The following is a 12,845-nucleotide window of genomic DNA, read 5'->3' as shown; positions in this document are numbered from 1 at the left end:
GTTTATTTGTTTTTTAGACGAAGTTTTTCAACAATATAGATACCCAGTTTTGTACCCGATTGATTGCCGGCTTCATTATCAAAACGGTAATGAATACCACCGTACAACCTCGACATGGCTGCTTCTTTGGCAGCATTTCTAAACGTTACAATGTTTCTACTTTTTATACCAAAAGCTAAAAGTGAGGTATCGCTGATGTTAATAGTATCACCAAAACAATTTGCCATAACTTCAGCCGCCGCTGCAGAAATGGTTGCATGGCCGCTGGTATATGATGGAAATGGTGGTGTTTGTATATACGGTCGCCATGCATCATTAATATATTGGGCAATAGCCGTTTCAGGACGAATAAAATTACTACGGTATTTTTCATCCCAACAACTAATAAAAGCATCAAATAATGCAATAGCAGTTTGTGTATAAGCAGCAATAGTGGCACCAACATCTGCTTTTGATTTTTGTGCGGCAATGCCTACAATATTCATCCAATGGCCTGCAGGCGAAAACTTTTTTGAGGCAAACATAGCATGGCCTGATACATTCATTTTAAACGGGTTATCATCCCAAAAATCAGCGATAAAACGTTGTTCTTCTGTAAGGCTATCGCCAATATTTTTAACTTCTAACAAAGCTTTGTAGTAGCTACTGTTTTTATTGGTTACATCAAATACAGGTGGACGAACCGGCATAAACTGCGAAGCACTATCTAACACAAGTGGCCTAATTTCCATCCAATGCGGCTCCACTGCTGAGGCATACATAGGTGGTGTAGGTATCCAACGGCCATCTTTATTTTCAACAGTATATTTTTCTGCACTTCTTGTTTGTGCATAATGATCGCCTTTGCTCCATTTTAAAATTGTGCTTACTACGCTGTCAGAAAATGCAATGGTATGCTGTAATTCATCTGCAGGCATGCCTACACTATCAGCATCTTTTTTTAATTGTTCATATGTAGCCATAAGGCTACCTTCAGGAAAAGTTACTGCATTGCCTACCTTTATGAGTGATAACAAAGCAGCTAGATTATAGTTGATAGTAACCCCTGCTGGTGCAGTAGGCATTGTAGGTAAATGTTTAATTTGCTTACTGAGTGTTTGATAATTTTTATTACCTGCTGCCATACATTCATACGCTGCAATATTTGCATAGGCATAATTACGTGCAGCAATCATGGGTGGAAAATTATTTTCTAACACTACATCGTTTAAATTTTTAACCGCTTTGCAGTACAATAAGCTGTTATTAAAATATGCAGTTGATGTATTTTTTTTAGGTGCACATGCATGAAAAGCTACTATAATAGCAGCAATGGCTAGTATGCCTTTAATGAGTTTCATTAAATAATAAATTGAGTAAAAAGTAATGGTAAAATGCTGCTTACGTTATAACGTAGCAGCCAGTAATCGCATCAGGTTTATGCGATTACTTCTGGGGGATGCTGTATGCTGCTTGGCTCAAACTGTGGTTTACTATTTAAGTAGTAACTATTACAAGGTTGAGAAATTGGATTTAAAACGGGGGTCATTGTTGAGCTTGATTGAATTGTTCCATCATACTCAAATATTTTTAACGTGTTGTTTTTTGCTGGTTTATTATTTGATTCGTGGGCACTGAGAGCAGCATTACTTTGATTTTTTAATTGTTGTAAGGCTGTTTTTGATTTGTTAGGCAAGCACCAAATATGAAGTTCATTATTGCTTACCATTCTTTTAACGTATGCATAATGAGTTCCTTTTATTTCAATTTCACCGTAGGTATTTTCTAAAGGTTGGTCGCTGTAATAAGGCATGTTCAGTGGAATGGTCAGTTCCATTAAATCAGCCTCAGCGTATTGTTGCGCATCAATCTTTTGATTGATGGCAACAGTACTGGCATTGCTTTTATAATTTAATAGTAATCGGTAACCGATGGTATTAAATAGCATAATGCCCAATAGAAATATAGAAGCAGTTAGTTTCAATACACCAAATATATTTATTTGATTTGTTGAAGCTACTGCTAGGGCTTATTGCAAACGTTTGCTGTTTTAAACTTTATTTATAAAATTTTTTTTAGGGTTGGGTAACGGTATATGTTTTTTTATCGATGCCAATATTGGTCATTTCAATACTTTTCCAGTGTGGTGGCAAGGTTGATTTTATTTGAACAATACCTTTACTTGTAATATCTAGTCCGCCGTAACCCATAAGCACAGCTTGTAAAATACCGCCAGCACCTGTTGCAAAATAAGGATTGGTACCGCCTTTTGTTTCAGCAATTACCCTAAACGGTGGGTTGAGGTTAGGCATATACGCCTCTTGAAACCACTGATAACTTTTGCTGCCATTGCCTAACCTTGCATAAAGTAAAGCAAAAATAGCTTGGGTCATGGCAGGGGTACCTTCGTTAGGTATTCTGGTTTCATAAAATGCTAAATCTTTTTTTATGCTGGTAACATCTGTAATATATTTTAACGGATAAGCAAGTAAATTAACATCAGCCTGCTTAATACCTTCTCCTTTGTAGGTTGCATGTTCTTTTGTAACACCATCATCAAATTTTAAAATAGGTATATTGTTGGCAACTGTTGCCCAATCGGCATTAGCAGCAATGCCCAATACTTTTGCAGCTTCAGTTGCATATTTTAAATTAGTGATAGCCGCTGCATTGGTAAACGCATTATTATCAACGTTTTCAGCCCATTCATCTGCCGCTACCACATTTTTAATTTCATACTGACCTTTATCATTTTTTTCAACCCGACTCAACCAAAAATTTGCGGTTTCTTTCAATATCGAGTACCCTTTCTCTTTAAGCCAATCTTTATCTTGCGTAACACAATAATAATTCCATGCAGCAATGCCTACACAAGCCGTAATATGATTTTCAAAGGGTCCACTTAAGGCCCAAACCGGTGTTTCTTCCACACCACTTGCGGCACTTTCCCAAGGGAACATAGCGCCTTTGTAACCTTTGCTAAAGGCATTTCTTTTGGCAGCTTCTAACCTTTCAAACCTATACTCCACCATGCTTTTGGCTAATGTTGGGTTCAATACCAAAAGCGCTGGGTACATCCAAAGTTCGGTGTCCCAAAATACATGTCCGTTATAACCCAAACCACTCAAGCCCATTGGTGAAGGTGAGAAAGAACTTCCTTCTCTTACAAACGAATATAAATGGTACATCATACTATGAACATCTTGTTGGGCTTGGTCGTCACCTTTAATGGTGATATTGCTTTTCCATAAGTCTTGCCAAGCCCTGTTGTGTAAAGCAATGAGGCGATCACGACCTTCTAACTTAGCGAAAATGGTAGCACGTTCTGCTTCATTTAATGGATCATCATGGTGGGCAGATGTAATGGTGCTGCCTGCAATGGAGAAATGATACGTTTCACCTGCTTTTAGTTTTTTATTAAACTTCATGAGGTGCATGTTATTATCCCACATTTCATGAATAACCCTTGGCTCCATACCATGCTGTTCGGTAAATAAAAAAGTATTGCTAGCGCACATGAGCAATTTGCCTGTAGGGCTTTTTGCTGCTGATGTAAGTAAACTAATAACTACATGTGGCCTATCAATTTCGTTATAATAATTTTGAACATCTTTTAAAGCATCGGGTGCTTCCATAACACTAGCTGCGTTAATGTTACAATCTTTTTTAGCGTTAATAGTAACATCCATTAAAACGGTGTAAGGCAGTTGGCGTAATGCATAATAAGTATATGTAATAATGGCTTTATCACCATAATTAAAACTGCTGGTAAAAGCAGCATGTTGCATATCAAGCGTTTGGTTAAATTGACTGATATTGGTACTGTTAATACGAGTACCATCTACCTCAACATACATATTAAGGAGGTTAAAACTTTTTAAAAAATTACTCACTCGGCCCCTACCATATAAATCATAAGCTCCTGCAAGTACAACATCTTTTACTTTAAAAGGTTCTGGTGCTGATACAACCCCCACCATACCATTGGCCACTGTAATACCAAAGTAATTTGATGCATCAATTTTATTGGCTGTTAGCTTCCAAGCATCTTGCGCTGTAAGGGTTGTACTGATTAATATAATAGCAATTATGCTGAGTAATTTTTTGGTAATTCGCATGAGTGACATGTAGGTTTTAGTTACAACAAATGAATTGTAGCGGTAATAAATGTACGTAATGTAGTGGCAAATTAAATATTCCAAATATTTTTAGCAGCTCTAAATGTATTGCAATGAGCTTCCATAATAATTTTAACATCGGCACTGTAACCGCCGCCCATACTTACTATACAAGGAATATGGTGTTGTTGTAATAGTGTAAAAACCATAACATCTCTTTGTAAACAACCTTGGGGCGTTACTTTTAGTTTACCAAACTTATCAGTATCTAAAATATCAACGCCAGATAAATAAAAGGCAACATCGGGTTGAACTTTATTTATTAATGTAGGTAGCTGTTGTTGCAATAGTTGTAAATAGGTTTCGGTATCGGTTCCATCTAACAATTCAACATCAAGGTCACTTTTTTCTTTACGAAATGGGTAGTTGTTTTTGCCGTGCATACTAAATGTAAATACGTTGCTATTATCTTCAAAAAGCTTGGCCGTACCGTTGCCTTGATGAACATCTAAATCAATGATTAAAATGCGTTGTGCTAGCTTATTTTTTAAAAGATAATTAGCAGCAATAGCTTGATCGTTTAGCATACAAAAGCCCTCACCTCTATCAAAAAAAGCATGGTGTGTACCACCAGCAATGTTCATGGCAACGCCAAACTTCATTGCATAATGGCAGCATTGTATGGTGCCTTGTGCTATCATTAACTCACGAATAGTTAGTTGAGGCGATTGCGGAAAACCAATTACCCGTTGCTCTCTTTCTGATAAAGTTTGTGTATGTAATTTTTGTAGGTAATGATAGTCGTGCGTTAGTAAAACCGTAGCATCATCGGCAATATTGGGTTTAAATAAATTATCGCTTGTAATGGTACCTTCAAATAACAATTGCTCCGGTATTAATTCATACTTAAGCATAGGAAATCGATGGCCTTCTGGTAGTGGATGAGCATAAATAGGATCGAAGGCAATTTTAAGCATGCAACAATTTAAGCGTTTATTTTATGTTATTTTAAAAAGTAAAATTAGTGTATCGGTTGAATGATGGGTTTCGAAAAAGGGCATAAAAAAACCAACTAAAATAGCTGGTTTTTTTTATCAATGATTATCCCCAATTATTGATCAGTATTGAAGTGTAGTTTTTACACTTAGCTTGAAAATAATGTAACCTTTTGATAGGTTTTATTTTGAGCTGCAAAAGTAAGGCATATCAAATTTTGAAAGCGGTTATTATTGCCAATGAATTGTAATATTTGTGTTAATAATTGCAACAAAAAAGCAACCATTACAAATGATTGCTTTTTACAAGTATTTTTAAAAATATTTAGCCTGGCATGCGGCTAATATACTTTTCCATTTGTTTAATTTGATCAACAATTTGTGGTGTAGTTGGTTTAAAAGCTTTAGCTTTTTTGAAAAAATCTTTAGCTGCTCTAAACTCTCTTTTGTTCATCATAATAGAGCATAATTGTAAATAAGCTACAGCATTGTTTTCACTATCTGGCAAGCCTGCACGAATAGCAGCCCTAATGTATGACTCCGCTTCTTTAATATTACCTTTTTGCATAGCTAACATTCCTAATTGTAATTTATTAGGACCTTCAGCTTGCTTAGTTAAAGAGCCTCCGCCAAGGTCGAGCCCTTTTTTCATATGTTTTTCTGCCGTGTCAAAATCTTGTGTGGCCATTGCTAAGTTACCCTTAATGGTATAATAAACGGAACGCATTGGTTTTATTAACAGTGATGGAAACATAATACCATACACTACTTTTTTGGCCGCTTCCATATCGCCATTTTCCATATGTGTTTGTATTAAACGCATAGGACCAAATAAAAAATGACCCACAATTAAAACTGTGGCTACAAAATAAATAATAAATGATGGCCAAAAACTAGTTTGGTAATTCACAAAAATAGCTAGTGCTAACAATGCAAGGCCCAACCAAAGGCGGTATTTAATAACGGTATTCATCCACTTCATACAATAAAATTTGGTTTGCAAAGATAGCGTTGATTTATGATTTAATATTTGCCATTTTAGATTTGAAGAAACACCTTAAATTTGCCCACTGAAATATACCGTTGGTCCCGTAGTTCAATGGATAGAATAGAAGTTTCCTAAACTTTAGATCCAAGTTCGATTCTTGGCGGGACCACAAAAAAGGCATCCAAAAGGATGCCTTTTTACAATCAACAATTAATAATTAACTCTTTTTATTTGCTTTAAAACGTTTATCTGGTGTACCATCTTTTTTTAATGGTGTAGCAGCAGGTGTGTTTTTGTAGCGTTTATCTGGCGTACCATCTTTCTTTAAAACAACGCCAGTTTTTTCAGTTGCGGCAGCTGTTGGTTTTTTAGCTTCAGTAGTTTTACTAGCTGCTGGTTTTGCTGCCGGTTTACTTGTTTGAGCGAAAGAAGCAGTTGTAGCGCCAATAAATAGCATGGCTGCAATCAATAATTTTTTCATGATTTTATTTTTTGGTTGAATTTTGTAAAGTAAATGTAATAAAATTAGTATCCTAAAATCAGCATTAACACCCGATTAACGAAGCTATTTCGCCGTTTAACCAACTATTAACCTTACCGTTTTCACTCATAAATAAAATAGCACCACCTTTGTATTAACAAACGTTAAATAGCTTTAGTGCCATGCGGTCAGTCACTTTTAAATGGATTATGTTAACATCATCATTGGTAATAAGTACCATAGTGGTGATGCAATTGTACTGGCTCAACAAACAATATAATTTAGAAGAGAAAGAGTTTACTACCAATGTAGTTAAAAGTATAAAGGCCTTTTATGTAGATGTTAATTACAACACTCAAAAAAATTTACAAACCCTTATTGAATTGCCTGATAAAAATACCTTTTTATTTAAAGTAGATAGTGCTACTAGTGCAACCACTTTAGAAGACTCAATTGCATTGGAATTGAGTACACAAAATGTTTTTACAGATTGTAAAGTAGCATTATACCATCCTCTACAAAATGCTTATGTATATGAGGTTTACATGCCCACCGCTGCATCGCACTATCCAATAAATGAAGGCAATGAATTGCCTATTTTTAAAAGGAATTACACCTACGGAATGCTAAATTTCCCTCACCGTAATAAGTATATTTTAGGTCAAATGAGTTGGTGGATTTTCTCAAGCATCGTGTTAATTTTAGTACTGGTTTGTTTTGCTATCAGCTTGTTTTATTTGTATAAACAGAAGTTTCAAAACGAAATTCAAAATGATTTTATTAGAAACGTTACACACGAATTTCAAACACCGCTAACCACTTTAACCGTTGGGTTAGATATTATTGCAAAACCTACCATTGTTGATCATCCTGAAAAATTGGCCAAATACACCAAACTCATGCAAGGGCAAACGGAGTATTTAAAACAACATATTGATAACCTCATGAAAGTGCTTAAAACAGAAGCAGTGGGTTTAGTGTTAGAAAAAAAAGAAGTGCAACCGCATCAATTAATTAAAAATGCTATTGCGCAATTGTATACTGTTATTGATGAAAAAAATGCTACCATTCAATATTTTTTTGAGCCTACAGAAACCACTATTTTGGCTGATTACAATAATTTATTTGTGGCCATTTTAAACCTTATATCTAATGCTATTAAGTACGCTACAAAACCCGTAGTAATTATTGAAACAAGTGTACAAAATAATGTATACAGCATTTCAATAAAAGATAATGGCATTGGCATTGATAAACATTTTCAAAAGAAATTATTTAAAAAATTTTACAGAGTGCCCACAGGCGATGTACATAATGTAAAAGGGCTGGGCCTTGGTTTATACTTTGTAAAAAAAGTAATTGATGCTCACGGCGGTAACATTAAATTAAATAGCATAGTGGGCATTGGTACTGAATTTGTAATTGAATTACCTAAAAATTAATATTTATTTTATGTCAACAAAAGCCACCATATTATTTGCAGAAGATGATGCTAGCTTAGCTTTCATGGTAAAAGATTCATTAGAAGATGAAGGATATAAAGTAGTGCATTTTGCAGACGGACAATCAGCTATTGATCAATTCGATAAAAATAAGTTCGATTTATGTTTGTTAGATATTATGATGCCTAATAAAGATGGCTATATGGTGGCAAAAAAGGTAAGGCAGCAATCTGACCTTACACCCATTCTTTTTTTAAGTACAAAAAGCCAAGAAGAAGATCGATTAAAAGGGTATGATAAAGGCGCTGACGATTATATAGCTAAACCATTTAGTATGCCTGAGCTATTAAAAAAAATTGAAGTGTTTTTAAAGCGTTCTAAAAAAATGCATGCCGAAACAGCCACTATTTTTCACATAAATAATTTGGTTTTTTCACCCATTGATTTAAAAATAAGTACCGCAACCGCTGCATTTAACATTACCCAAAAAGAAGCCGATTTGTTACGTTTTTTGTGTGAACATCAAAATAAAGTAGTTAAAAGAGATGAGGTTTTATTGCACGTTTGGGGTAAAGATGATTATTTTTTAGGCAGAAGCATGGATGTGTACATGACCAAACTTCGTAAATACCTAAAAGTTGATCCTGAAGTAATTATAGAAACAATACACGGTGTAGGATTTAGGCTAGTTGTACCTACACCGTAGTACATAAATATTGTTTAAGACTTTTTTTGTTCAATGATATTTGGTGTTACCATAAACTCTTTCGGAGCTTCTTTTTCTTTAATAATGGTGTGCATTGTTTCGTATGCTTTTTTAGCTAGTTGATAACCGCTGGTTTCAACATAGGCAATATCATGATAATAAAGTGTCGGGAAAAAACCTTCGCTCATGCACACAATATTAATCGGTTTTTTGAAATGGTGTTCTAGTTTTTGAATACCTAACATGGCGCCAATTAATATTTCATCGCTCATACACATTATACTATCAATCTTTTTTTGCTCAAGGTATTGGCAGGCTAATGCTTCTGCTTCTTTACTTGAGTGCGCATGAACATATGTTACAGCAATATTTGATTGTTCCATTATTTCTTTAAAAGCAATATGTCTTCTATTAGTAATCGACATTTTAGCATTGCCGAATATTGCTAAAACATTTTTACCTTTTTTCTTTTTTATTGCTGAAGCTGCCAGTCTTCCGGCCTCCGTATCGTCAATAGATATTTTGTTGAATTGCACATTTTCAGGTACTTTATCATAAAATAGTAGTGGAATATTGTTATCCAGTACTTTATAATATTCCTGAAAATCTTCATTTTCTGGGTTCATGCAAGCAAATATGCCAGATACCCTGTTATGTCTACAGAGTTTTAAATTAGCCTTTTCAATATCAATATCATCTGCATTTTGCAATATCATTAAAGTATAATTATCTTTTCTACACTCTTCTTCTATACCTGCAATGAACGAATCGTAATAAAAGGTGGAAAGCGATGGTACCAACACAGTAAAAAGTCTTGAATTTTGAGTTTTCAAATGAATAGCATTTGCATTGGGGGCATATTCTAAACTTTCTGAAATTTCTTTTACTCTTTTAATGGTATGTTTTGAAATATCTGGATGGTCTTTTAATGCTCTTGAAACAGTAGAAATGCTCAAATTGAGCATTGAGGCAATTTTTTTTAAAGTAATCGTAGACATATTTTGGTTTGGTTTCACCGTAAACTTAAAGAATTAACATTAATTTAAAACTACTTTTCCACCGCAAACATTTTCGCAAACGTTTGCGGATTTGCTTGCTCTTTTAACAACATTTTGGCTTTATAAATAACTATAATTTTAAGTATTCATTTATTACCACTAACTAAAATTTTCTTTATGAACGTAGGAAAGCTTACCAAGCTACTATTGACCGTGTGCTTTGGTTTATTTTCTTTTGTGGCTTTTGCCCAAACCAAAACGGTTACCGGTACCGTTACCGATGACAAAGGTGCTACAGTATCAGGTGTATCTGTAACTGTAAAAGGATCAAAAAATGGCGTATCAACAAACGCCGATGGAACTTTTAAAATTAATGTTCCAACAAATGCAACTACATTATCATTTTCATCAGTTGGCTACGACAAAAAAGATGTGGCTATCGGTAGTGGTAATGAAGTAAACGTTGTTTTAACTGCAAGTAACAATCAACTTACAGAAGTAGTAGTGGTTGGTTATGGTAGCGTTAAAAAGAAAGATTTAACAGGTGCTGTTGCAGTTGTTTCTGCAAAATCATTTAACCAAGGTCCAATTACTGGTCCTGACCAATTAATTCAAGGTAAGGTTGCAGGTTTACAAGTTATTGCTAATAGCGGTCAACCAGGTGCTGCAACTACTGTAAGAATAAGAGGTAATGCATCAGTAAGAAGTGGTGCTGGCCAACCATTATACGTTGTTGATGGTGTGCCTTTAGATGGCCGTAATGCTCGTCCGCAATTAAATGCATTAGGGTTAGGTTCTACGGCTGATGTTGACCCATTGTTATTTTTAAACCCGAACGATATTGCTAGTGTGCAAGTATTGAAAGATGCATCTGCATCTGCCATTTATGGTTCAAGAGGTGCGAATGGTGTTATTTTAATTGAAACTAAAAAAGGTAACGGTGCTGTAAAGGTTGATTTTAACTTCCAAGTAGGAACAAGCTCAGTTGCTAAAAAGTACGATGTATTAGATGCTGGCGCTTACAGAAGTGCTTTATCTAAATACGGTATCTCTAATGGTGATCAAGGCGGAAATGTTGATGCACAAGATGCTATTTTACGTTCTGCCACCTCTAAAAATGCAAACATTGCGGTAAGTGGTGGTAACGATAAGAGTAACTACCGTTTATCATTGGGTTATTTTGGACAAGAAGGTATTGTTATTGGATCTGATTTAACCAAGTATATGACCAACTTTACTGGCCAAAGCAAATTAGTAAACGACAAATTAATTCTTGATTATGGTTTTAAAATTGGTCAAGTAAACGAAAAAATTGCGCCAGTATCTGAAAACGCAGGTTTTGAAGGTAGTTTAGTTGGTAACGCTTTACAATGGAACCCAACAAGAAACTTCTATAAGCCTGATGGTTCATTTGATCAACCAGCAGGTGCATTAAACCCATTAGCTTTAGCTGCTGCTTATAACGATAGAAGCAATTTGTTAAACGCAAGCGGTTATGTTGCTGCTACTTACAAATTAAGTAAAGAGCTTGATGTTAAAATATTTGCTAGCCAAATGAAACAAGCTGGTGAAAGAAAAGCTTATATGCAATCTTTCTTAAACCAAACGGATGTTTTGGGCAGAGGTTGGGGTTTTGTTGCTAACAACGAATTAGTATCTCAGGTGCTAAATGGTACTTTAAACTATAAAAAAGAGCTTACTAAAAAACTAAGATTAGATGCATTAGTAGGGTACGAATACTTCAAATCTGATAGATCAGGCTCAAGCATTTTCGGTAAAGATTTTAGTGGTATACCGCTTAATTCATCAAACATTTTACAATATGCTTCTCAATCAAGTTTAGCTGTTAGTTCGTTTGTTGATCCTAACTGGGAGTTACAATCATATTTTGGCCGTACAGGTTTTGTTTATAACGATAAATATTTCTTAACAGCTACAGTAAGAGCTGATGGTTCAACCAAGTTTGGTAAAAACAATCGTTATGGATATTTCCCTTCATTTGCTGCAAAATGGGCAGTTAGTAACGAAGCTTTCATGAGCAGTGTAAAATGGGTTGATAATTTAGCATTACGTGTTGGTTATGGTGTTACTGGTAGCCAAGAGTTTCCATCTGGTGCAGCTCAAGATCAATATACAGTTAGTCAACAATCAATTGTGTTGAGCAACGTTGCTAACCCAGATTTGAAATGGGAAAAAGAAAAACAAATTAACGTAGGTGTTGATTTCACTTTGTTCAACAAAAAAATTAATGGTAACGTTGATTACTTCAAAAAAGATAGAACCAACATCTTATTTAATACACAAGTTACATTGCCTGGCCCAGCTACTAAATATTGGGTAAATGTACCATGTAGCATCGTAAACCAAGGTGTTGAAATTTCATTAAACTCAGACATTATCAATAACAAAAATGTAGTGTGGAATGTTGCCATAAATGCTACTTTCTTGAAAAATGAATTACAAAACTACAGCTTTGGAAATGTATTAACTGGTACCATTAGTGGCCAAGGCTTATCTGGTGTAAGTGTACAAAAGTTAGTAAACAACAAACCTATCAATGCTTTTTACACGAAAGATTTTGCAGGGTTTGATGCAAGTGGTAACTCAATTTTTAATGGTGGTGATAACAATAGGGTGTACGCAGGTAATCCAAATCCAACTTCATTGTTAGGTTTCCGTTCAGAAGTTAATTACAAAAAATGGACTTTCACTGTTAACGGTTACGGTTTATTTGGTCAAAAAATATACAACAACACTGCTAATGCAACCGTTGGTTTAGGTAACCTTGGTAAAGGTAACGTTGATGCTCGTTTCATTGGTACTGGCGAAGCTGTTGGTAACACACCAAGCGCATCTAACCGTTACATTGAAGATGGTAGCTTCTTTAGATTAGCAAATGCTACCGTTAATTACAACTTCGGTAATATAGGAGCTACATTTAAAAACGTAAACGTATTTGTTACTGGTTCTAATTTATTTGTAATTACTAAATACAGTGGTTTTGATCCTGAGGTTAATACGAATAAAGCAATTAATGGTGTAGCATCACAAGGTATCGAGTATACACCTTATCCATCTGCAAGAAACTTTACTGCAGGCTTTAGAGTATCATTTTAATTTAATAAAAACGAATAAAAA

Annotated in this window: 10 protein-coding genes and 1 tRNA gene; 4 read left to right on the top strand and 7 right to left on the bottom strand. The window is 34.9% G+C overall.

All coding sequences use genetic code 11. The features are described 5' to 3' along the window. Positions 1 to 2: 2 nt before the first annotated feature. The 5 genes from ACFOWM_RS08320 to ACFOWM_RS08300 all read right to left on the bottom strand — a co-directional run bounded on the left by ACFOWM_RS08320 (position 3) and on the right by ACFOWM_RS08300 (position 6,074). Positions 3 to 1,340, bottom strand: coding sequence for a vanadium-dependent haloperoxidase (locus ACFOWM_RS08320; protein WP_379708765.1), 1,338 nt, complete (start codon positions 1,338 to 1,340; stop codon positions 3 to 5). A 77-nt stretch (positions 1,341 to 1,417) separates the two neighbouring features. Continuing rightward, entirely contained in the window at positions 1,418 to 1,963 is a 546-nt protein-coding gene (locus ACFOWM_RS08315; protein ID WP_379708763.1) for a hypothetical protein, read from the bottom strand. A gap of 91 nt (positions 1,964 to 2,054) precedes the next feature. Continuing rightward, positions 2,055 to 4,097 (bottom strand): glycosyl hydrolase family 95 catalytic domain-containing protein, encoded by a 2,043-nt coding sequence (locus ACFOWM_RS08310; protein WP_379708761.1) that lies wholly within the window; start codon positions 4,095 to 4,097, stop codon positions 2,055 to 2,057. 71 nt (positions 4,098 to 4,168) lie between these two features. Beyond that, a complete protein-coding gene (locus tag ACFOWM_RS08305; protein WP_379708759.1) occupies positions 4,169 to 5,074 on the bottom strand; it encodes a histone deacetylase family protein in 906 nt (301 codons plus the stop codon). 343 nt (positions 5,075 to 5,417) lie between these two features. Further along, positions 5,418 to 6,074: a tetratricopeptide repeat protein gene (locus ACFOWM_RS08300; protein ID WP_379708757.1), complete on the bottom strand. Its 657-nt coding sequence runs from the start codon at positions 6,072 to 6,074 to the stop codon at positions 5,418 to 5,420. Between the two features lie 103 nt (positions 6,075 to 6,177). On the opposite strand from ACFOWM_RS08300, the gene ACFOWM_RS08295 reads away from it, so the two are divergent. Next, positions 6,178 to 6,249, top strand: a tRNA-Arg gene (locus ACFOWM_RS08295). Between the two features lie 48 nt (positions 6,250 to 6,297). Here ACFOWM_RS08295 and ACFOWM_RS08290 read toward each other — a convergent pair. Continuing rightward, the gene (locus ACFOWM_RS08290; protein ID WP_379708755.1) at positions 6,298 to 6,561 is read right to left on the bottom strand and encodes a hypothetical protein; all 264 of its coding nucleotides are present in this window, start codon (positions 6,559 to 6,561) and stop codon (positions 6,298 to 6,300) included. 182 nt (positions 6,562 to 6,743) lie between these two features. On the opposite strand from ACFOWM_RS08290, the gene ACFOWM_RS08285 reads away from it, so the two are divergent. Both ACFOWM_RS08285 and ACFOWM_RS08280 read left to right on the top strand, forming a co-directional pair. Further along, positions 6,744 to 8,003: a sensor histidine kinase gene (locus tag ACFOWM_RS08285; RefSeq protein WP_379708753.1), complete on the top strand. Its 1,260-nt coding sequence runs from the start codon at positions 6,744 to 6,746 to the stop codon at positions 8,001 to 8,003. Between the two features lie 10 nt (positions 8,004 to 8,013). Beyond that, the gene (locus ACFOWM_RS08280; protein WP_379708751.1) at positions 8,014 to 8,709 is read left to right on the top strand and encodes a response regulator transcription factor; all 696 of its coding nucleotides are present in this window, start codon (positions 8,014 to 8,016) and stop codon (positions 8,707 to 8,709) included. A 14-nt stretch (positions 8,710 to 8,723) separates the two neighbouring features. Here ACFOWM_RS08280 and ACFOWM_RS08275 read toward each other — a convergent pair whose 3' ends face one another. Then, on the bottom strand, positions 8,724 to 9,725 hold the full coding sequence (locus ACFOWM_RS08275; RefSeq protein WP_379708749.1) for a LacI family DNA-binding transcriptional regulator: 1,002 nt from the start codon (positions 9,723 to 9,725) through the stop codon (positions 8,724 to 8,726). Positions 9,726 to 9,884: 159 nt separating this feature from the next. On the opposite strand from ACFOWM_RS08275, the gene ACFOWM_RS08270 reads away from it, so the two are divergent. Continuing rightward, positions 9,885 to 12,824, top strand: a complete 2,940-nt coding sequence (locus ACFOWM_RS08270) for a SusC/RagA family TonB-linked outer membrane protein (RefSeq protein WP_379708747.1) — start codon at positions 9,885 to 9,887, stop codon at positions 12,822 to 12,824. Positions 12,825 to 12,845: the final 21 nt, after the last annotated feature.

Source organism: Ferruginibacter yonginensis (genome assembly GCF_042651465.1).
Taxonomy (GTDB): domain Bacteria; phylum Bacteroidota; class Bacteroidia; order Chitinophagales; family Chitinophagaceae; genus Ferruginibacter; species Ferruginibacter yonginensis.
Note: the sequence above shows the minus strand (reverse complement) of the source record. Positions and strands in the feature narration are given on the sequence as shown.